We start from the raw sequence: 21162 nt of genomic DNA, 5'->3' as shown, positions 1-21162 counted from the left end.
CAACGAAGGAAACGACCCAGAAGCCATAAAAGCAACCTAGCCCCCACCCCCGACACCCCGTCAGTACTCCAGCTCGGCCCAGTCGATGACGATCGGGATCGGGCTGCCCACCTCAGGAAGGCCGCCCTCTTCCCTCATCAGGGTGTTGACGTGCTTGTAAAGCCGAGCCGCGCGATCGAGCTGATAGCGCTCGACCTGAGAGACACCGGTGCCGTCGAGCCGCACGATCCAGTAGCTCGGGATGGCCGCCCTGGCGTACTCAGCCAGCTTGTCGGCCGTGTCCGAGGTCTCGGATCCAGGAGACACGACCTCGACCACAAGAAAAGCCTGGTCCGCCCGTAGGCGCTGTCCTCGCTCCGGACAGCGGTAGAGGGCCACGTCAGGCCGCCGGTTGACGAGCGGCACGTCCTGAAGCCTGAGGTCGAGGTCGAAATCGACCTCGAACCAACCGTGACCGTGCTGCGCCGCCGAACGGGCATGGCGCTCGAGGAGTTCGGCGAGTCGCCGCACCGCCCTCTGGTGCTCGCGGGTGGGCGCCGCACAGAAGACGACCTGCCCGTCCACGACTTCGATCATTCTGCAGATCTCTTCGGGGAGGGCGTCGTACTCTTCCGCGGTCACAGGTTGAGGCCGTACGCCCAGCAACCAGTGATCGTCCGGCAGCGCCGCCATTCGGCATACCCCTCAAGGTCTCAGCCGTACTGGCCTGCTCAGCCTACGGCTCGGCGCCGTCCCGCAGACGGAACTGCGGGACGGCGCCGGTACGCGATCACGAGGCGGTGAGCTTTTGCAGGATGAGTTCGCGGGCGCGGCCCGCGTCGGCCTGGCCTCGGGTGGCCTTCATGACGGCACCGACCAGGGCGCCCGCGGCGGCGACCTTGCCGGCGCGGACCTTGTCGGCCACGGCGGCGTTGTCGGCGATCACCTGGTCGATGATCGACGCCAGCTCGCCCTCGTCGCTGACGACCTTGAGGCCGCGCGCGGCGACGACCTCGTCCGGGGTGCCCTCACCGGCGAGGACGCCCTCGAAGACCTGCCGGGCCAGCTTGTCGTTCAGCTCGCCCGCGGCGACCATCGCCTGGACGCGGGCCACCTGGTCCGGGGTGATCGGCAGCTCGGCCAGCTCCACGCCCTGCTCGGTGGCGCGGCGTGACAGCTCGTTCATCCACCACTTCCGGGCCGCGCCCGCGTCGGCGCCCGCGGCGATCGTGGCCTCGATGAGGTCCACGGCGCCCGCGTTGACGACGTCGCGCAGCTCCAGGTCCGACAGGCCCCACTCCGCCTGGACGCGGCGGCGCCGCGCGGCGGGGAGCTCCGGCAGCGACGCGCGGATCTCCTCCACCCACTCGCGGGACGGCGCCATCGGCACCAGGTCCGGCTCGGGGAAGTAGCGGTAGTCCTGCGCCTCCTCCTTGCTGCGCCCGCTGGTGGTGTGGCCCGTGTCCTCGTGGAAGTGCCGCGTCTCCTGGACGATCCGGCCGCCCGCGTCGAGGACGCCCGCCTGCCGCTCGATCTCCGAGCGGACGGCCCGCTCCACCGACCGCAGCGAGTTGACGTTCTTCGTCTCCGTCCGGGTGCCCCACTCGGCGGCGCCGCGCGGCATGAGCGAGACGTTGACGTCGCAGCGCATGGAGCCCTCCTCCATGCGCACGTCCGACACGCCGAGGGACCGGACGAGCTCGCGCAGCTCGGTGGCGTACGCGCGGGCCACGAGGGGCGCGCGCTCACCGGTCGCCGTGATCGGCTTCGTGACGATCTCGACGAGCGGGATGCCGGCCCGGTTGTAGTCGACGAGCGAGTACTCGGCGCCCTGGATGCGGCCGGTGGTGCCGCCGACGTGCGACGACTTGCCGGTGTCCTCCTCCATGTGGACGCGCTCGATCTCGATCCGGTACGTCTCGCCCTCGACCTCGACGTCCAGGTGGCCGTCGACGCACAGGGGCTCGTCGTACTGGGAGATCTGGTAGTCCTTCGGCATGTCCGGATAGAAGTAGTTCTTCCGGGCGAAGCGGCACCATTCGACGATCTCGCAGTTGAGCGCGAGACCGATCTTGATGATGCCCTCGATCGCCGCGCGGTTGGTCACCGGCAGCGAACCGGGCAGCCCCAGGCACACCGGGCACACCTGGGTGTTCGGGGCGGCCCCGAAGGTGGTCGGGCAGCCGCAGAACATCTTGGACGCGGTGCCCAGCTCGATGTGGGTCTCCAGGCCGAGGACGGGCTCGTACTTGCCGACCGCCTCGTCATAGTCCATCAGCGTCGGAGCGGTCACTTGGATGCCTCCGCCAGTTCCGGGGCCCGGGCCAGCAGCGGCCCGCCCCAACGGTCCTCCAGGGCGCGCTCGACGGCGGCGCCCACCCGGTAGACGCGGTCGTCCCCGAGGACGGGCGCCATGATCTGCAGGCCGACGGGCAGCCCGTCCGCGAGACCGACCGGCACCGAGATCGCGGCGTTCCCCGTGAGGTTTGCCGGGATCGTGTACAGGTCGGCCAGGTACATCGCCATCGGGTCGTCGGCGCGCTCGCCGATCGGGAACGCGGTGGTCGGCGTGGTCGGCGAGACCAGCACGTCCACCTGCTCGAAGGCGTTGTCGAAGTCGCGCGACACCAGCGTGCGGACCTGCTGCGCCTTGCCGTAGTAGGCGTCGTAGTAGCCGGACGACAGCGCGTACGTGCCGAGCATGATCCGCCGCTTGACCTCGGGCCCGAAGCCCTCCGCGCGGGTCAGCGCCATGACCTCCTCGGCGCTGCGGGTGCCGTCGTCGCCGACGCGCAGCCCGTACCGCATCGCGTCGAAGCGCGCCAGGTTGGACGACGCCTCCGACGGCGCGATCAGGTAGTACGCCGACAGCGCGTACGTGAAGTGCGGGCACGACACCTCGACGACCTTCGCGCCGAGCGACTCCAGCAGCTCGACCGCCTCGGTGAACCGCGCCGTCACGCCCGCCTGCGCGCCCTCGCCCGCGAACTCCTTGACCACACCGACCCGCAGCCCGTTCACGTCGGCGCGGCGCGCGGCCTCCACCACCGGCGGGACGGGCCGGTCGACCGACGTGGAGTCCATGGGGTCATGGCCGCTGAACGCCTCGTGCAGCAGCGCCGCGTCCAGCACGTTCCTGGCGAACGGCCCCGGCGTGTCGAGCGACGACGCGAACGCGATGATCCCGTACCGGGACGAACCTCCATACGTCGGCTTCACCCCGACGATGCCGGTCACCGCCGCGGGCTGCCGGATGGACCCGCCCGTGTCGGTCCCCGTCGACAGCGGCGCCTCATAAGCGGCCACCGCCGCCGAAGAGCCGCCGGACGAACCGCCCGGGATCAGGCTCAGATCCCACGGGTTGTGCGTCGTGCCGTACGCGCTGTTCTCCGTGGACGAGCCCATCGCGAACTCGTCCATGTTCGTCTTGCCGAGGATGACCAGCCCGGCCTCCCGCAACCGCCGCGTCACGGTCGCGTCATACGGCGGCTGCCACCCCTCAAGGATCTTCGACCCGGCCGTCGTCGGCATGTCGACGGTGGTGAACACGTCCTTGTGCGCGATGGGGACGCCGGCCAGCGGGCCGAGCTCCTCCCCCGCCGCGCGGCGCTCGTCCACCGCCCGCGCCTGCGCGAGCGTCGCCTCCTCGTCCACGTGCAGGAACGCGTTCACCTGCCCGTCGACCGCGGCGATACGGTCCAGATGAGCCCGCGCCACCTCGACGGCGGACGCCTCACCGGCGGCGATCAGCTCCCCGAGCTCCGCCGCCCCCTTCCTCACCAGCTCGCTCACGGGGTCAGGCCTCCTCGTCCAGGATCCGCGGAACCCGGAAGCGCTGCTCCTCGGCGGCCGGAGCGGCGGCCAGCGCCTGCTCCGGACGGAGCGACGGCCGGACCTCGTCGGCCCGGTACACGTTGGTCAGCGGCAGCGCGTGCGAGGTCGGCGGGATGTCCTCCGCCGCGACCTCCTGCACCCGCGCGACCGCGGTGATGATCTGGTCGAGCTGGGCGGCGAGATGGGCGAGCTCATCATCGCCGAGCGCCAGCCGGGACAGCCGGGCGAGGTGCGCGACCTCGTCACGGGTGATGGCGGACATGTTGGAAGACCGTTTCTGAGATCGGTTGGGTTCCCCGTCATCCTATTGGCCCCCTCAAGGTGTTTTCCTTGCAACGCCCTCGGCGTCGGGCCCCGGGGGCCCTCCTTCAACGGGCATTGCGGCGATCGCTCTGTTCATTGCAACGCCCTCGGCGTCAGGCGCTGGACGCCTTCCTTCAACGGGCATTGCGGCGATCGCTGGCATCGCTCCGGCTCGCCTGGCGGCTCACTGCGCGATCAAGTTCTCGCAGGCTCGAACTTGGCTTCGCACGCGATCGCAACGCTCGGGTCGGCGCGTCCTGAGGTTACCGATGGGACCGTTGTCCGGAACGCCGGAGGCGGGCGCCGTTTCAAATCGTCGTCAGGGGAACGCTGGTGTGGTCCCTCCAGGACGACGAAAGGAGACCGCCGTGACGATCGGCGGCAGCATCGCGCTCATCATCATCGGCGCGATCCTGGCTTATGCGGTCAACTACGAGTTCAGCGGCGTCGACATCCGGCTGGTCGGCGTGATCCTCATGGTGGGCGGGCTGATCGGCCTGGTGGTCGGCATCATCCGCATCGCCAGCGCCCGCCGCACGGTGGTGGAACGCCGCCCGCCTGCGGTCCGCGAGGAGTACTACGACGACGTCCCGCCCACCTACGAATCCCGCCACCGCTACTGATTCAGCTTCCTCCCCGGCTGCCCTCGGCTGCCCCTGGCTGTCCCCGCTGTCCCTGGCGTCGCCGACCCAGCGCCACCCAGCGCCACCCAGCGCCACCCAGCGACGCCAAGTGGCGCCAAGAGGCGCCAAGAGGCGCAGCACCCGGGGCTCGACCACGGGTGGCCGGGCTCCGAGCCGCACGGTTCGGAGCCCAGCCACCCGCGGGTTGTAGTCGCCTGAGTGATCACCGACCGCCACGTTGCGATCGCGTGCGAAGCCAGTGCCGAGCCTGCGAGGCACTGATCGCGCAGTGAGCCGCCAGGCGAGCCGGAGCGATGCCAGCGATCGCCGCAAAGCCCGTTGAAGGGAGGCGCGCCAGCGCCGACCGCCGAGGGTTTTGCTATGTGAAAGACGCAGAGGGCTCTACGGATTTGCTTCTGAGCCAGTCGGTGGCGGTGGCGGCGTCCATGGGGCGGCCGAAGTGCCAGCCTTGGGCCGCGTCGCAGCCCATGTCGCGGAGCATGCGGGCGGTCTGGGGGTCTTCGACGCCTTCGGCGACGGAGCGGAGGCCGAGGGTGCGGACGAGGTCGACGATGGAGCGGACGATCACCGCGTCGTCGGTGGAGGTGGTGAGGCGGCCGACGAACGAGGAGTCGATCTTGATCTCCTCGACCGGGAGGCGCTTCAGCCGGACGAGCGACGAGTAGCCGGTGCCGAAGTCGTCGAGGCTGAGCGGGATGCCGAGTTCGGCGAGGGCGCTCACGGTGTCGGAGGCGTAGGCGGGCTCGTTCATGAGGATCCGCTCGGTGATCTCCAGTTGGAGCGCGGCGGCGGGCAGGCCGCGGGCGCGGAGGCCCTCCTCGATGGTCTCGGTGAGGCCGGTGTCGAGGAGGTCGCGGCCGGAGGCGTTGACGGCGACCTGGACGGTGAGGTCCTCGCGCCACCAGGCGGCGGTCTGCGCGAGCGCGGCGTCGACGACGTGGTGGGTGATGGAGCGCATCAGGTAGGTCTGCTCGGCGACCGAGAGGAACGCCGCGGGTTCGAGGAGGCCCTTGTCGGGGTGGCGCCAGCGCAGCAGCGCCTCCATGCCGACGAGCTGCCCGTCCCGCAGGGAGATCTTCGGCTGGTAGAAGAGTTCGAGTTCGGAGCGGTCGATGGCGCGGCGCAGGTCGCCGAGCATGCTGAGGCGGGCCGGGGAGTTGCGGTCCTTGCCGGGCGAGTAGACCTCGACGCCGGTGCGGGCCTCCTTGGCGTTGTACATGGCGACGTCGGCGCGCTGGAGGAGCAGCTCGAAGTCGGGGGCGTGGTCGGGGAACAGCGCGATGCCGACGCTGGCCTCCAGGTCGAAGGACATGCCGTCCAGCCGGACGGGCTCGCCGAGGGCGGCGCGGAGCCGGGCGGCGACCTCGCGGGCCGCGGCCTCGTCGCGGACGGTCGGGAGCAGCACCGCGAACTCGTCGCCGCCGAGGCGGGCCACGAGGTCGCCGGGGCGGACGCTGTGGGTGAGCCGGTGGGCGACGAGTTGCAGCAGCCGGTCGCCGGTCGGGTGCCCGAGCGTGTCGTTGACCTCCTTGAACCGGTCGAGGTCGAGGAGGAAGAGGCCGGAGCGCCGGTCCGCGGGCTCGGCGGGCCTGCGGCGGGACGCGCCGAAGCCGCTCCACGGGTGGCCGGGGGCGCCGCGTGCGGCTCCGCGGGCCTCGGCGAGGGCCTCCTCGGTCCGGACGATCAGCAGCTTGCGGTTCGGCAGGCCGGTCAGCCCGTCGTGCAGGGCCTGGTGCTCGCGGCGGACGGAGACGGAGGCGTTGAGGTAGACCGCGATGAACGGCAGGACGATCAGCGGCACGAAGAGGGCGGACCGGTGCATCGCCACGACCATCAGCGGCGCGAGGCCGAGGAGCGCCAGGTGGACGAGGACCTGGTAGGCGAGGTCCCAGCGGAGGGCCTTCAGCAGCGGGACGCGCTCGTGCAGGGCGACGGCGGCGCCGACGAGGGTGTCGTTGCAGACGAAGTAGACGGCGCCCGCGGCCGCGATGGCGGGCAGGTCCTTGCCGTCCGGCACCCAGAGGTCGGTGGGGCGGGCCATGTCGCCGGCGAGCGCGAGGACGAATTGGGCGGCGGCGAGGCTGAGGGTGTACTGGGCGGCGTTGAAGGCGATGCGGTGCGGCGTGCGGTTGCGGAAGATCCCGCAGGTGATCACGGCGATCACCTGGAGGAAGGCGGCGATGGGCAGCCCGGCGTAGAGCAGCGCCGCGAACGCGAACGTCGTGGAGGTCGTCGCGCCGTTGTTCTCCGTGGAACCGGGCGTGATGATCGGCCGGAGCTCGCCGAACACGATGAAGCAGCCCAGGATCCAGAAGACGGGGTTGCGGGCGAGGGCGTCGAGGTCGGCGCCGCTCACCCCGGAGAACGCGATCCCGCAGGCGGTGACGCCGAGCAGGATGACGACGACGAAGTAGATCCACAACGGGGAGCCACGGCGCGGCGCCGTGTTCCGCGTGTTGTTCGGGTCCTTCATCACATCCTCGGGGGGTTCGGGGGCCGTCCCCGGCACCGGACGCCCCGGACCGCGGGGGATCTGCCCCGCGAGACGTCCGAACATTCAGGTGGGTCGTGATGACAGGGAGAGTACGGCCTTTGCTCAACTTCGCGAAACCGATTGCGTACGTTCCGTTATGCCCTTTCCGTACTTCCCTCGCACCGGTCGGTAATCATAGTGTACCGCTCAGTAACCCTCCGCTGGTGACCAGGGCGTCCACCACGGGCGGTTATCCGTCCGCGCGCAAAGTTACGTTTTTGGCCGCATCTGGCCCTTCCGCCAGCAGGACGCGGAACCCTTCCTCCTCCAAGACCGGTACGCCCAGTTTGACCGCTTTGTCGTATTTCGACCCTGGACTGTCGCCCACGACGACGAAACCCGTCTTCTTCGAGACCGATCCGGACACCTTGCCGCCGAGGTTCTGCACCGCCTCGGTCGCCGAGTCGCGGCTGAACCCCTCCAGCGAGCCGGTGATCACCACGGTCACGCCCTCCAGCGGCCGCGGGCCCGCGGCGCCCTCGTCCTCCATCCGGACGCCCGCCGCGCGCCACTTCTCGACGATCTCCCGGTGCCAGTCGACCTCGAACCACGCCCGGATCGAGGCGGCGATCGTCGGGCCGACGCCGTCGACCGCGGCGAGCTCCTCCTCCGAGGCGTTCGCGATCGCGTCCATCGAACGCATCTCGCGGGCGAGGTCCTGCGCGGCGGACGGCCCCACGTGCCGGATCGACAGGGCCACGAGCACCCGCCACAGCGGCTGCGACTTGGCCTTCTCCAGCTCCTCGAACAGCATCTCGACCGTCTTCTTCGGCTCGCCCTCCTTGTTGGCGAAGAAGCTGACGATCTTGGGCTCGCCGGTCTTGGGATCGGTCTTGGCCGTGCCGGTCCGCGCGTCCAGGACGACGCTCCTGATCGGCAGGAGCTGCTCGACCGTGAGGTGGAACAGGTCGCCCTCGTTCTTGACCGGCGGGTCACTGGGCTCCAGCGGCTGCGTGAGCGCCGTCGCCGCGACATAGCCGAGGGCCTCGATGTCCAGCGCGTTGCGGCTCGCCACGAACGCCAGCCGCTCGCGGAGCTGCGCGGGACAGGACCGCGCGTTGGGGCAGCGGATGTCGGCGTCGCCCTCCTTCTCGTACGCCAGCTCCGTGCCGCACTCGGGACAGTGCGTCGGCATCGTGAACTCGCGCTCGGTGCCGTCCCGCAGGGCCGTCACCGGCGCGACGATCTCGGGGATCACGTCGCCCGCCTTGCGGAGCACGACCGTGTCGCCGATCAGCACGCCCTTCCGCTTCACCTCGCTCGCGTTGTGCAGCGTGGCCCGCTCGACGGTGGACCCGGCGACCTTGATCGGCTCCATCGTCCCGTACGGGGTGACGCGCCCGGTGCGCCCCACGCCGACCTTGATGTCGAGGAGCTTGGTGTTGACCTCCTCCGGCGGGTACTTCCACGCGATCGCCCAGCGCGGCGCCCGGCTCGTCGACCCCAGCCGCCGCTGGAGCGCGAACTGGTTCACCTTCACGACGACCCCGTCGATCTCGTACGCGGGATCGTGCCGGTGCTCGCCGTAGTACTCGATGTACTCCCGGACGGCCTCCAGACCGTCCACGACCTTGTAGCGGTCGCTGCACGGCAGCCCCCAGCCGCGCAGGCACTCGTACACCCCGGACTGGCTGTCGGGCTGCTTCCCGCCGCGCCACGCGCCGAACCCGTGCACGAGCATGCTCAACGGGCGCTGCGCGGTGATCCGCGGATCCTTCTGCCGCAACGACCCGGCCGCCGCGTTGCGCGGATTCGCGAACGGCTCCTTGCCCGCCTCGACCTGCGCGGCGTTGACCTGCTCGAACCCCTCCACGGGGAGGAAGACCTCGCCGCGCACCTCCAGGACGTCCGGCCAGCCCTCCCCCTCCAGCCGGTTCGGGATGTCGGCGATCGTGCGGATGTTGTTGGTGACGTCCTCACCGGTGCGCCCGTCACCGCGAGTGACGCCCCGGACCAGCCGGCCCTTCTCGTACGTCACCGCGATCGCCAAGCCGTCGATCTTCAGCTCGCACAAATAGCCGGCGACCTCGCCGACCTCCCGGACGACGCGCTCGTCCCACGCGAGGAGCTCGTCCTCGCTCATCGCGTTGTCGAGGCTCTGCATGCGCTCCAGATGATCGACGGTCGCGAAGTCGGTCGTGATCGGCGCGCCGACCTTCTGCGTCGGCGAGTCGGGCGTGACCAGTTCCGGGTAGCGGTCCTCCAGCTCGCGGAGCTCCCGCATCATCCGGTCGTACTCGGCGTCCGTGAGCGTCGGCTGGTCGAGCACGTAGTAGCGGTAGTTGCCCTCGTCGATCCGCTCGCTCAGCTCCCGATGCCGCTGAGCCGCCTCCGCCGGAACACCCTCGCTCATGGTCATGCGCCCATTCTCGCGCCTACCACTGACAACACGACCCCCCGGCACGCCTTCTCACCTGCAATACCCTCGGCGTCGGGCCTTGGAGGCCCTCCTTCAACGGGCATTGCGGCGATCGCTGCATCGCTCCGGCTCGCCTAGCGGCTCACTGCGCGATCAAGTTCTCGCAGGCTCGAACTTGGCTTCGCACGCGATCGCAGCTCGGCGAGTATGCCGCCTCTACCTGATCAGCGCTGAGCCCCGGGGCTGTGTTACTCCGCCGCTTCATGGAGCATTCGGGCGGTGTCTCGGCAGCGTTTCAGGGCGTCCCTAACGTACTTCGGGGACGCGCCCGCCATGCCGCAGGCCGGGGTGACGACCACCTGGCGGGCCAGTTGGGGGGCCGGGAAGCCGAGTCGCCGCCACAGGTCCCTGACCGGCTCGGCGGTCGACCGGAGCGGTGGCAGGACGGTGTCGGACGCGGGCACCGCCCCGAGGAACAGCCCGACGCCCGCGTCGATGGTCTCCCCCACGGCGTCGTCGTCCCGCTTCGGTATGAGGCTCAGGTCGACGGAGATCGCCTTGGCCCCGGCGCCGCGCAGCAGCGCATACGGGACGTTCCGGGCGCAGCAGTGGACGATCGGGTACGCGGCGTCGTCCGCGCAGGCGGTCTCGATGACCCGGCGCAGGACGTCCTCGGCGACGGGCTCCTCGATGGCCCGCAGCCGAGAGAAGCCGCTCGCCGTGGGGACGGTGCCCGCCAGCGCCGCGGGAAGGCCCGGCTCGTCCAGTTGCAGGAGGATCCGCGCGGCCGGGAGCCGCCGCCGGACGTCCGCGACGTGCGCGGCGACGCCCTCGGCGAGCGAGGCGGCCAGGTCGCGGACGGCGCCCGGGTCCTTCAGCGCCCGGTCGCCGTTGCGCAGCTCGATCGTGGCGGCCAGCGTCCACGGCCCGCACACCTGGATCTTGAACGGTCCGTCGTGGCCGCCCGCGATCTCCTCCAGGACGTCCAGGTCGCGCGCGAGGTGGTCGTGGGCGCGGAGCGTGTCGCGTCCGGGCCGGTCGGAGAACCGCCAGCCGGACGGCTCGACCCGCACCGGCATGTCGACCAGCAGCCCCGCCGTCCGCCCGGTGAGGTCGGCGCCGGGGCCGCGCGCGGGCAGCTCGGGCAGGTGCGGCAGCTCGGGCAGCTCGCCGAGGACGACCCGCAGCGCCTCAGCCGGATCATCGCCGGGGTAGGACCCGACGCCTGTGGCCGTCCCCAGCTCCCACGGATAACTAGTCGTCACGTGGGAACTTTATTGCAACGCTCACTGCGGTAGGCACTGGGCGGCTATGCGGTCAAGGCGGTCCAGGGTCTCGCCTTCCGGTTCGGTCGGGAGGTTGAAGAGGACCTCGTTGACGCCCGCCTCGGCCAGGGCGGCGATGACGTCCGGCTTCGGCGGGACGCCGAAGATCGTGACCGGGAGCTCGCGGCCCGCACGGTCGCGCAGGTCGGCGATCTGGTCGGGGAGCGCGTCGGTGCCGCGGCCGTAGATCGGCATCCAGCCGTCGCCGAACTCCAGGACGCGGTCGAAGGTGGTCGGCCCCGAACCGCCGATCAGGACGGGCGGATGCGGGTCCTGGACGGGCTTCGGATAGCAGAACACCGGGTCGAAGTCGACGAACTCGCCGTGGAACTCGGCCTCGTCCTTCGTCCAGAGCTCCTTGACGGCGAGGACGCGCTCGCGCAGCAGCCGCATGCGGGTCGTCGGGTCGGTGCCGTGGTTGCGCATCTCCTCGCGGTTCCAGCCGGCGCCGACGCCGAGGACGGCGCGCCCGCCGGAGACCAGGTCCAGGGAGGCCGTCTCCTTCGCGAGGTGGATCGGGTCGCGCTGGATGACCAGCGCGATGCCCGTGCCGACGCGCAGCCGCTCGGTGGCGGCGGCCGCGGCGGTCAGCGCGACGAACGGATCGAGCGTCCGGTAGTACTGGCGCGGAAGGTCCGCGCCGCCGGGCCAGGGCGTCTCGCGCTTCACCGGGATGTGCGAGTGCTCGGCAAGGAACAGGGACGCGAACCCGCGCTCTTCCAGCGCCTTCCCCAGCACCGCGGGCCGGATGCCCTCATCGGTCACGAACGTCGATACGCCGAACTCCACAGCCGCCTCCAAGCAGAAGATCACCGGTCCCGACCCTAGCCCGCGCAACCCCCCGCCCGAGACGCCCGCCCCACGTCGCCACCCCCGCACGCTGCGATCGCGTGCGAAGCCAAGTTCGAGCTTGCGAGAACTTGATCGCGCAGCGAGCCGCCAGGCGAGCCGAAGCGATGCCAACGATCGCCGCAAAGCCCGCTGAGCGAGAGCGCGCCAGCGCCTGACGCCGAGGGCGGTGCACCAAGTACAGCGCGGTCAGGCGAGGACTCAAGTTGTATCGACCACCTCAACGCTGCGATCGCGTGCGAAGCCAAGTTCGAGCCTGCGAGAACTTGATCGCGCAGCGAGCCGCTAGGCGAGTCGGAGCGATGCAGCGATCGCCGCAACGCCCGTTGAAGGAAGGCGCGCTAACGCCTGACGCCAAGGGCTTTGCTGGCAAATATCGTGGAGGAGCCTACGACTCGGTCGCCTTTGTAGAGGACGGCGGTTTGGCCTGGGGCGACGCCTCGGGCGGGGGCGTCCAGGGTGATGCGCAGGGTGTCGCCGGGCTCGACGGTGCAGGGGTAGACCTCGCCGTGGGCGCGGAGTTGCACGTGGCAGGTGAACGGGTCCTCGGGGGCGGGGCCGAGCCATACGGGACGCTCGCCGGTGATCTCGTGGACGTCGAGCGCCTCGCGGGGGCCCACCGTGACCGTGTTGGTCACCGGGGAGATGTCGAGGACGTAGCGGGGGCGGCCGTCCGGGGCGGGGGTGCCGAGGCGCAGGCCCTTGCGCTGGCCGACCGTGTAGGCGTAGGCGCCGTCGTGCTCGCCGAGCTTGGTGCCGTCGGTGTCCAGGATCGGGCCGGGGGCGGTGCCGAGGCGGTCGGCCAGGAAGCCCTTGGTGTCGCCGTCGGCGATGAAGCAGATGTCGTGGCTGTCGGGCTTGTCGGCGACCTGGAGGCCGCGGCGCTCCGCCTCGCGGCGGATGTCGGCCTTGGTGGTGTCGCCGAGGGGGAACAGGGCGTGGGCGAGCTGCTCCGGCGTGCAGACGGCGAGGACGTACGACTGGTCCTTGCCGGGGTCGACCGCGCGGCGCAGGACGCCGTCCTCCAGCCGGGCGTAGTGGCCGGTGCAGACGGCGTCGAAGCCGAGGGCCATGGCGCGGTCCAGCAGCGCCGCGAACTTGATCTTCTCGTTGCAGCGCAGGCACGGGTTCGGGGTGCGGCCGGCCGCGTACTCGCTGACGAAGTCCTCGACGACGTCCCGGTGGAAGCGCTCGGCCAGGTCCCAGACGTAGAACGGGATGCCGATCACGTCGGCGGCGCGGCGGGCGTCCCGGGAGTCCTCCAGGGTGCAGCAGCCGCGCGCGCCCGTCCGGTACGAGCTCGGGTTGCTCGAAAGGGCCATGTGGACGCCGGTGACGTCGTGCCCGGCCTCGGCGGCCCGGGCGGCGGCCACGGCGGAGTCGACGCCGCCCGACATGGCGGCGAGTACGCGCAGAGTCATAGTGCTTCGAGCGTACGCGGCGGGGACGGGTCGGCCCGAATCAATTCCGCGTACGATTGGGCGCGCTATGGGAATCTTCCGCCGCCCGCGCGAGTCGTCCGCCGCCACGCCGCCCGCCATCAGCGAGTTCTGGGAATGGTGGGCGCAGGCCCGCCCGACGATCGAGGCGTCGCTGGCCGCCGCCCCGGGACCGGAGCCGGCCGAGCCGGGGACGCCGGGCGAGGGGCTGTCCGCCGAGACGATCGAGGAGCTGTCCCGCCGCGTCCACAAGATCCACGGCGGGTTGCAGTGGGAGATCGGCGGCGCCGAGGACCGCTCGCCCACGCTGACGGTGACCGGCGGCGGCGATCCCGAGCTGCGGGGGCTGACCGAGCGGTGGTTCCGGGCGGCGCCGACCGGGGCCGCGGCGGCCGGGTGGACCTTCCATCCCGCGCGCCAGCCCGACCCGGAGATGCTCTCCCAGGACCTCGTGCTCGGCGACCACGAGTTCGACCTGGAGTACGTGCGCCTCGGCATGCGCGCCGACGGCGACCGCGCCCGGGTGCACATCACCGCCTACCATCCCGACTTCCTGTTCGTCTCGGAGGAGCAGCAGCTCCAGGTCGCGCTGCACGTCCTGGACTGGGCCCTCGGCGAGGACGACGTCGCCCGCTGGATCGGCGACGTCGGGATCGCGACGGAGGCGCCGATCGACTCGCTGCCGCCGTCGATGCTGTCCGCGGTGGTCGAGCAGGTCGCCGAGCCGTTCGCCGAGCCCGCCTGGCTGACCGGCGAGGGCCGCACGCCCCGCGGGCACCCCGCCCGGCTGGGCGCCCGGTTCCCGCTGCACCGGCAGGACTACCCGCTCTGCGACCTGCACGTGGCGATCACGGTGCCGTACGCCAACAGCAACCCCGACCGGCTGCCGGTGGAGCCGTCGTCGGGGGCGCTGCGGAAGTTCGAGGAGAAGCTCGGCGAGCTCGGCGATCGGGCGGTGCTCGCCGTCCGGGAGACCGGGGACGGGCTGCGGGTGTTCCACCTCTACGCCGACCCCGACTCGGGGGTGATCGGCGAGCTGGACCAGCTCGCCGCGGGCTGGGCGGAGGGCAAGGCCAAGGTCGCCTCCACGAACGACCCCGGCTGGCGTGCCCTCGCGCCCTACCAGCCCTGAGCTATCGGACGGCCTCGACCTTGCGCCAGCGGGCCTCGCAGAACGAGTAGGCGCCGAAGGTCAGCAGCCCGATGGCGACCGCGACCAGCAGCCAGGGGCCGGCGGCCGTCCCGGCGAACTCGCGGAGCGTGCCGTCCAGGCCCTTGGCCTTGTCCGGGTCGAACTTGATCGCCGCGTGCGCCAGGAAGACGCCGACGGCGCCGAAGACGATGCCGCGGGCGCTGCGGCCGACCACGCCGAGGGTCTTGACGACGGGCTTCGTGCGCGGGCTCATCTGCCCGAGCTTGAGCTTCTCCAGGAACTTGCGGCGCACCGCGCCGACGACGTTGCCGACGCCCCAGGCGATGAAGCCGATGCCGACCGCGAGGACCAGCCAGCGGCCCCCGGTGTGCTCCATGGCGCGGGCCGTCCAGGTCTTGGACTGCTCGTTGCTGGAGTTGCTGCCCTGCCCGAGCACGAAGCTGAGCATGGTGACGAAACCGGCGGTGTAGAAGATCCCGCGGCCGAACGACGCCAGGCGCTTGGTCGCCTTCTGGCCGTCCGGCAGCGGCTGGCCGAAGGCGGCCTCGGAGAAGCGCCACAGCGCCAGCCCGAGGAACCCGAGGACCAGCAGCCAGAGCATCACGGTGCCGCCGGGCTTCTCCGCGACGGTCTGGAGAGCGCCCTTCTTGTCGGCCTCCTCGCCGCTGTCGCCGAGGCCGATCTGCACGGCCAGCCAGCCGATCAGCAGGTACAGGACGCCGCGGGCGGCGAGCCCGGCCCTGCACAGCTTGTGGAAGAGCGAATGGCCGGCCGCCTGCCGGCCGACATGTTTGGCGTTGTTGTGCGCCACGCTTGCCGTCATCCCCGCCTCCTTTGTGGACGGCGAGGCTGTGCCCGGCAGCGCGAAGGTCAAACGCGGGCAAAGTCCCTGGGGGGTCTCACCAGCGGGCTTACGGGCCCTCGTCCTGCTCGACGGCCTCCACGCGGCGCCACCGCACCTCGCAGAAGGAGTACAGGCCGAACGTCAGCAGCCCGACGGCGACCGCGATGAGGCCCCACGCGCCCGCGGGGGTCCCGGCGAACTCGCGGAGCGTGCCGTCGATTCCCTGCGTGCGCTCCGGCTCGAACCGGATGGCCGCGTAGGCGAGGAAGACGCCCACCGCGCCGCCGACGAGCCCGCGCGCGATGTTCCCGAGTACACCGAGCGGCTGGACGAGGTGATGCGCGGCCCGTCCCATGTCGTCGGTCTTCAGCTCGTCCTTGAAGGCGAGGCGAACGGCGTTGAAGAGGGTGACGGCGCTCCAGGCGAGGAACCCCGCCCCGAGCGCGAGGACCGCCCAGCGGCCGCCCGGCTCGGCCATGGCCCGCGCCGACCAGGCTCGGGACTGCTGGTCGCTGGACTCCCCCGCGTGCCCGAAGAGGAACTGGAGCGTCCCGGCGAAGCCCACGAAGTAGGTGAGCGCGCGGAAGAGGGCGGGCAGCCGCATCCGCTTCCGGTGCCCGCCGGGTAGCGGGCGCCCGTACAGCGTCTCGGAGACCTGCCACAGGGTCAGCCCGGCGAACCCGGCCGCCAGGAGGGCGAGCACCAGCAGCCCGCCCGGGTTCGCCGCCACGGTCTGGAGGGCGCCGCGCTTGTCGGCCTCGTGCGTGCCGTCGCCCAGCGCGATCCGCAGGGCCAGCCAGCCGATCAGCAGGTACAGGACGCCGCGGGCCGCGAGACCGGCCCGGGACAGGTGGTGGAACCACGGGTGCCCGGCGGTCGCCCGTCCGAACCGCCGCAGCCCGCCGCCGCCCGTCGTTTCCATCAGGTTCCCGCCTTCCCCCACGCCGAAGGACGGCAAACGCCCTAGCCGAGGCCGGCTCGCCGGGCGCGCTCGACGGCGGGGCCGATGGCGTCCGCGAGGAGCTTCACGTCCTCCTCGGTGGAGGTGTGGCCGAGGGTGAAGCGGAGCGAGCCCCGCGCGCGCTCGGCGCCCGCGCCCATCGCCAGGAGGACGTGGCTGGGCTGGGAGACGCCCGCCGAGCAGGCGGACCCGGTCGAGCAGGCGATGCCGCGCGCGTCCAGCAGCATCAGCAGGGCGTCGCCCTCGCAGCCGGGGAACGACAGGTGGGCGTTGCCGGGGAGCCGTCCGACCGGGTCGCCGTTCAGGACCACGTCCGGCACGACGGCGCGGACGGCCTCGACGAGCCGGTCGCGGAGCTCCGCCAGCCGCGCCGCCTCGGCGTCCCGGCGGGCGGCCGCGACCTGCACCGCGGCGGCGAACCCGGCGATGGCCGGGGCGTCGAGCGTCCCGGACCGGACGTCGCGCTCCTGGCCGCCGCCGTGCAGCAGCGGCACCGGGTCGAGGAACAGCGGCTCGGCGGGCTTGGCCAGCAGCAGCGCGCCGACGCCGATCGGGCCGCCGAGCTTGTGGCCGGTGAGCGCGAGGGACTGGACACCGCTCTCCGCGAAGCGGACGGGCAGGTGCCCGGCGGCCTGCACGGCGTCGGTGTGGAAGGGGACGCCGTGCTCGCGCGCCACCGCGGCCAGCTCCGCGACGGGCTGGACGGTGCCGACCTCGTTGTTCGCCCACATGACGGTGGCGAGCGCCACGTCCGCGCCGCCGCCGGGGCCGATCGCCTCGCGCAGCGCCTCGGGACGGACGCGGCCCTCCCCGTCCACGGGGATCCACTCGACGCGAGCGCCCTCGTGGTCGGCGAGCCACTGCACCGCGTCCAGGACGGCGTGGTGCTCGACGGCGCTCGCCAGCACGCGGGTGCGGGCCGGGTCGGCGCCGCGCCGCGCCCAGTAGACGCCCTTGACGGCGAGGTTGTCGGCCTCGGTGCCGCCCGAGGTGAACACCACCTCGCTCGGCCGGGCGCCGAAGGCGTCGGCGATGATCTCGCGCGACTCCTCCACCACCCGGCGGGCGCGCCGCCCGAGGGCGTGCAGGGACGACGGGTTGCCGAGCTCGCGCAGCCCCGCCGTCATCGCCTCGACGGCCTCGGGCAGCATCGGGGTCGTCGCCGCGTGATCGAGGTAGGTCACCACGCCGACAACAGTATCCGCGCCCGCGGTCCGCTCCTCCCGGAGGCCGGAGGGTCGTCCGGGTCGATCCGGGGAGGGACCGGCTGAACAGGGAATATCTCCGCCGGGCCGCCGGTTGGCAGGTATACCGTCCGGTCGGTACAGTGGAGAGGCCATGAAGAGGGAAGCCCTGCTCAACGCCGCCGAGTCCCTGCTCTCCGAGCACGGGACCCAGGCGCTGACGCTCGCCGCGGTCGCGGACCGCGCCGGCGTCAGCAAGGGCGGGCTGCTCTACCACTTCCCCACCAAGGAAGCACTGGTCAAGGCCCTCGTGGCACGGGTCATCGAGGAGTTCGACGACCTGATCGCCTCCTACGACGACGGGACGCCCGGCTCCTACGACCGGGCCTACGTCGAGGCGACGTTCGAGATCCTCACCGGCGAGGCGCGGACCCACCGACGATGGTCGGCCATCACGGCCGCCGCCACCGATCCGGAGCAGGCCGAGCCGCTGAACGAGGCAATGCGCCGCTGGCACGGCCGGGCTCCCACCGAGGATCCCGACCCGGTCGGCGCGATGGTCGTCCGGCTGGCCGCCGAGGGCCTCTGGGAAGTGGTGAGCCACGCACCCGGGCTGTACGGCGCCGATCAGCTGGAAGCGCTGAAGCAGCGGCTGCTGGCCCTACTCCAGCGGTGACGGCGGGCGCCGAGCGCGCCCCCGGCCCGGCCCTCCGGCGCCGCCCCCACCGACGCACGACCTGAGCCGCTCCGGTCCCAGTCCGGGTTGGAGCGTTCCAGCACGTCCGCCCCCTCTGTCCCTCCCGACCCGTTGACACGACCGCACCACCCCGGCCGCGCACGCCCCCGCGTGCGCGCCACGACCCTGCGACGGGGCCGCGCCCCGACCGAGCCTAGAAAGAGGTGAACCATGCTGTTCCGCGCCCGTTGGGGCACGTTCCTGACCTTCGCGCTGGCAGGCCTGCTGACCGGAGTGTGGGTGGCCCGCATGCCCGCGCTGGCGGGCAAGTTCGGCACCAGCGAGGGCGAGGTCGGCATCGTCGTCCTCATCTGGGGCCTGGGCGCGATCATCGCCATGCAGGCGCTGCGCGGCGTGATGGCCCGCGCGGGCAGCCGCGGCGTCCTGCGCGTCGCGCTGCCGCTGACCGCGCTGTCCTACGTCGGCGTCGCGCTGGCGCCCACCTACGGGCTGCTGCTCGCCTCCGTCGCCGTGTTCGGCATGACCTTCGGGATCACCGACATCGCGATGAACGCGCAGGGCAGCGTCGTCGAGCAGGCGTACCGCCGCCCGGTCCTCAGCGGCATGCACGCCGGCTGGTGCGTCGGCGCGATGGGCGGCGGGCTGTTCGGCGCCGCCACCGCCGCCGCCGGGCTCGGCTTCACCGCCACCGTGCTGACCGCCGCGCTGCTCGCGCTGCCGCTCGGCCTGCTGCTCGGCCGCACCTACCTGCCCGACCCCGCCGCCCCGGCCGGGACGGCGACCGGGCGCGCGGCCCGGCGGCTGCCCGCCGCGGTCTACCTGATCGGCGTGCTCGCGTTCATCGCGTTCATGACCGAGGGCTCGATCGCCGACTGGAGCGGGCTGCTCCTGCACGACGAGCTCGGCGCCACCCAGGCCGTCGCCGCGCTCGGCTACCCGATGTTCGAGCTGGCCATGCTGATCGGACGGCTCGCCGGCGACCGCGTCCGGATGCGGATCGGCACCCGGCGGCTGCTGACCGGCGCCGGGATCGGCACCGCGCTCGGCATGACGGTGGTCGTCCTCGCCCCCGCGGCGCCCTTCGCCATCGCCGGCTTCTTCCTGACCGGCCTGGTCGTCTGCACGATCGTCCCGACGACGATCTCGCTGGCCGGGACCGCCGCGCCGGGACGTCCCGCCGCCGCGGTCGCGCAGGTCGGCGCGATGGGCTACGGCGGCCTGCTGCTCGGCCCCGTGGTGGTCGGCTTCCTCGCGGACGCCACCTCGCTGCGGCTCGGCGTCGGCGTCGTCGTGCTGCTGGCCCTGGTGATCGCCGCCGGCGCCCGGTTCGCCCCGCTCCGCGGCCGCGCCGACGTCGCCGCGCACGGCTCCGACGCGGTCGTGGCGGCCTCGGAAGCGGTCGTGCCCGGCACCGGCACCGACGCCCGAGTCCCAGACGAACCCCGCGAGCCCGTCGCGGCCTAACCCCGGCGAACGCCCCGCGCCCCGGCCACACCAAGCCCACAAGCGCGGGGCGTTCGCGTCGCCGCTGTCCCCGGCCCGGCTGCGCGGGGCGGTCGCGTTTCGCCGTGCGCCCGGCGCCCACGTCGGGTGGTTAGCCGGTTGCTTGGTGGGGGCCGTCCTCGAACAGCGGGAGGCCTAGGCGGTGGACGGCGCCGTCGATCGCCTCGGGTGAGCGGCCGAAGCGCTCGACCAGTTCCGCCTCGCTCGCACCGGCCGCCCAGAGGCGCCGCAGCTCGTCCTCCTCGGCGGCCGTCCAGATCCGTCCCGCGTTCGGGTACGGCGTGCGCAGCTCCGGCAGCGGCTCGACCGCCGCGGGGACCTGCGCCGCCTCCTCCGGAGGGCCCACCTCCCTGACGTTGTCGGCGGGGACGTCCAGCACCACGGTCCCGCCCGCCACCAGCACGAGCCGGTCTGCGTCGACCGTCAGCTCGGGCACCCGCACGCCGTCGAAGTCCTGGGGCGTCTCGAAGACCACACGTACCGTGCCCATCGCCCGGCCTCCCGTCTCTCCATGCATCGCGCCACCGTGGTACCCGATCGAGACGCCTCCACTCGGACCGGCGGCGTCCGCGTCCGGTATAACCCCGTGGGGTAGTACTGCTGAGAGCGGAGTTCCATGGGCGGATGGCGGGTTCCCGGCTACACCGAGCTGAGCGTGCTCGGCGAGGGCGCGCAGGGCCGCGTCGTGCTGGCCCGGCACGACGCCACCGGACGGCCCGCCGCGATCAAGTACCTCGCGGAGGCGACCGCCCGCGACGCCCGGTTCCGGGAGCGGTTCCGCGGCGAGGCCGAGCTGCTGCGGCGCCTGCACAACCCGTATGTCGCCCGCCTGTACGGGCTCGTCGAGACGCCGGACGGCGCGGCGATCGTCATGGAGGCCGTGGACGGCGCGTCCCTCAAGGCGGTGCTGGCCGAGCGCGGCCCGCTGCGGCCCGAGGCGGCCCTGGCGGTGCTGAAGGGGTCGCTTCTGGGGCTGGCCGCCGCGCATGACCTCGGGATCGTCCACCGCGACTACAAGCCCGCGAACGTCATCGTGCGGGCGGACGGCCTGAGCAAGCTCATCGACTTCGGCGTCGCCGCGGACGCGGGCGAGGCCGGGCGGTCGGGGACGCCCGTGTACATGGCGCCTGAGCAGTGGCGCGACGAGCCCGCGTCGCCCGCCACCGACGTGTACGCGGCGGCGTGCGTGTTCTTCGAGTGCGTGACGGGACGGCGCCCCTACACGGCCGAGGACCAGGCCGGGCTCATGGGACGCCACCTGCACGCGCCGGTTCCGGTCGGGGACGTCCCCGAGCCGCTCAGGCCGCTGGTCGCGCGCGGGCTCGCCAAGGACCCGTGGGAGCGGCCGCTCGGCGCCGCCGCGTTCGTGGCGGAGCTGGAGTCCGCCGCGGCCGCCGCGTACGGACCGGGCTGGGAGGGGAACGGCGTGCGGGCGCTCGCGGGAGCCGCCGCGGCGCTGTCGGTGCTGTTCCCGCTCACCGCGCTGGGGCTCGGCTCGGGCGGGGCCGCCGGGGCCGCCGGAGCGGCGGGTGCGGCCGGTACGGCGGGCGCCGCT

At 72.4% G+C, this 21162-nt stretch carries 18 protein-coding genes; 5 read left to right on the top strand and 13 right to left on the bottom strand.

The annotated features are described in order from the left end of the window. Positions 1-60: 60 nt before the first annotated feature. The 4 genes from E1300_RS20980 to gatC form a co-directional block, all read right to left on the bottom strand. Complete coding sequence (locus E1300_RS20980) at positions 61-672, bottom strand: Uma2 family endonuclease (protein WP_131758730.1); 612 nt, start codon at positions 670-672, stop codon at positions 61-63. Positions 673-769: 97 nt separating this feature from the next. Then, the gene (gene gatB, locus E1300_RS20975) at positions 770-2254 is read right to left on the bottom strand and encodes an Asp-tRNA(Asn)/Glu-tRNA(Gln) amidotransferase subunit GatB (protein WP_131758753.1); all 1485 of its coding nucleotides are present in this window, start codon (positions 2252-2254) and stop codon (positions 770-772) included. Between the two features lie 14 nt (positions 2255-2268). Beyond that, entirely contained in the window at positions 2269-3771 is a 1503-nt protein-coding gene (gene gatA / locus E1300_RS20970) for an Asp-tRNA(Asn)/Glu-tRNA(Gln) amidotransferase subunit GatA (RefSeq protein ID WP_131758729.1), read from the bottom strand. Positions 3772-3775: 4 nt separating this feature from the next. Further along, positions 3776-4075: an Asp-tRNA(Asn)/Glu-tRNA(Gln) amidotransferase subunit GatC gene (gene gatC, locus E1300_RS20965; RefSeq protein ID WP_131758728.1), complete on the bottom strand. Its 300-nt coding sequence runs from the start codon at positions 4073-4075 to the stop codon at positions 3776-3778. 409 nt (positions 4076-4484) lie between these two features. On the opposite strand from gatC, the gene E1300_RS20960 reads away from it, so the two are divergent. Continuing rightward, complete coding sequence (locus E1300_RS20960) at positions 4485-4739, top strand: DUF6458 family protein (RefSeq protein WP_131758727.1); 255 nt, start codon at positions 4485-4487, stop codon at positions 4737-4739. A 379-nt stretch (positions 4740-5118) separates the two neighbouring features. On the opposite strand, the gene E1300_RS20955 is transcribed toward E1300_RS20960, so the two are convergent. The 5 genes from E1300_RS20955 to mnmA form a co-directional block, all read right to left on the bottom strand. Beyond that, entirely contained in the window at positions 5119-7233 is a 2115-nt protein-coding gene (locus E1300_RS20955; RefSeq protein WP_131758726.1) for a putative bifunctional diguanylate cyclase/phosphodiesterase, read from the bottom strand. Positions 7234-7483: 250 nt separating this feature from the next. Further along, positions 7484-9652 (bottom strand): NAD-dependent DNA ligase LigA, encoded by a 2169-nt coding sequence (gene ligA, locus E1300_RS20950; RefSeq protein ID WP_131758725.1) that lies wholly within the window; start codon positions 9650-9652, stop codon positions 7484-7486. 248 nt (positions 9653-9900) lie between these two features. Beyond that, the gene (locus E1300_RS20945; RefSeq protein WP_131758724.1) at positions 9901-10917 is read right to left on the bottom strand and encodes a methionine synthase; all 1017 of its coding nucleotides are present in this window, start codon (positions 10915-10917) and stop codon (positions 9901-9903) included. A gap of 21 nt (positions 10918-10938) precedes the next feature. Further along, the gene (locus E1300_RS20940) at positions 10939-11790 is read right to left on the bottom strand and encodes an LLM class F420-dependent oxidoreductase (RefSeq protein WP_242619284.1); all 852 of its coding nucleotides are present in this window, start codon (positions 11788-11790) and stop codon (positions 10939-10941) included. Positions 11791-12167: 377 nt separating this feature from the next. After that, positions 12168-13247, bottom strand: coding sequence for a tRNA 2-thiouridine(34) synthase MnmA (gene mnmA / locus E1300_RS20935; RefSeq protein ID WP_131758723.1), 1080 nt, complete (start codon positions 13245-13247; stop codon positions 12168-12170). Positions 13248-13314: 67 nt separating this feature from the next. On the opposite strand from mnmA, the gene E1300_RS20930 reads away from it, so the two are divergent. Beyond that, entirely contained in the window at positions 13315-14397 is a 1083-nt protein-coding gene (locus E1300_RS20930) for a DUF695 domain-containing protein (RefSeq protein WP_131758722.1), read from the top strand. Position 14398: 1 nt separating this feature from the next. On the opposite strand, the gene E1300_RS20925 is transcribed toward E1300_RS20930, so the two are convergent. The 3 genes from E1300_RS20925 to E1300_RS20915 form a co-directional block, all read right to left on the bottom strand. After that, complete coding sequence (locus E1300_RS20925) at positions 14399-15241, bottom strand: DUF1206 domain-containing protein (protein WP_131758721.1); 843 nt, start codon at positions 15239-15241, stop codon at positions 14399-14401. Between the two features lie 88 nt (positions 15242-15329). After that, entirely contained in the window at positions 15330-16184 is an 855-nt protein-coding gene (locus tag E1300_RS20920) for a DUF1206 domain-containing protein (RefSeq protein ID WP_131758720.1), read from the bottom strand. A 41-nt stretch (positions 16185-16225) separates the two neighbouring features. Next, positions 16226-17407, bottom strand: coding sequence for a cysteine desulfurase family protein (locus E1300_RS20915; RefSeq protein WP_131758751.1), 1182 nt, complete (start codon positions 17405-17407; stop codon positions 16226-16228). Between the two features lie 154 nt (positions 17408-17561). Here E1300_RS20915 and E1300_RS20910 point away from each other — a divergent pair, with 154 nt between their 5' ends. Both E1300_RS20910 and E1300_RS20905 read left to right on the top strand, forming a co-directional pair. Beyond that, positions 17562-18083 (top strand): TetR/AcrR family transcriptional regulator, encoded by a 522-nt coding sequence (locus E1300_RS20910; protein WP_131758719.1) that lies wholly within the window; start codon positions 17562-17564, stop codon positions 18081-18083. A 231-nt stretch (positions 18084-18314) separates the two neighbouring features. After that, complete coding sequence (locus E1300_RS20905) at positions 18315-19568, top strand: MFS transporter (protein ID WP_131758718.1); 1254 nt, start codon at positions 18315-18317, stop codon at positions 19566-19568. Between the two features lie 130 nt (positions 19569-19698). Here E1300_RS20905 and E1300_RS20900 read toward each other — a convergent pair whose 3' ends face one another. Next, positions 19699-20097: a hypothetical protein gene (locus E1300_RS20900; RefSeq protein WP_131758717.1), complete on the bottom strand. Its 399-nt coding sequence runs from the start codon at positions 20095-20097 to the stop codon at positions 19699-19701. 126 nt (positions 20098-20223) lie between these two features. On the opposite strand from E1300_RS20900, the gene E1300_RS20895 reads away from it, so the two are divergent. Next, positions 20224-21162: serine/threonine-protein kinase (locus tag E1300_RS20895; RefSeq protein WP_131758716.1), on the top strand; the 939-nt coding region annotated here is incomplete at its 3' end.

It is taken from the genome of Actinomadura fibrosa (assembly GCF_900659615.1).
GTDB classification, from domain to species: domain Bacteria; phylum Actinomycetota; class Actinomycetes; order Streptosporangiales; family Streptosporangiaceae; genus Spirillospora; species Spirillospora fibrosa.
The sequence above is the reverse complement of the archived record's forward strand: the minus strand, read 5'-3'. Positions and strand labels throughout refer to the sequence as shown.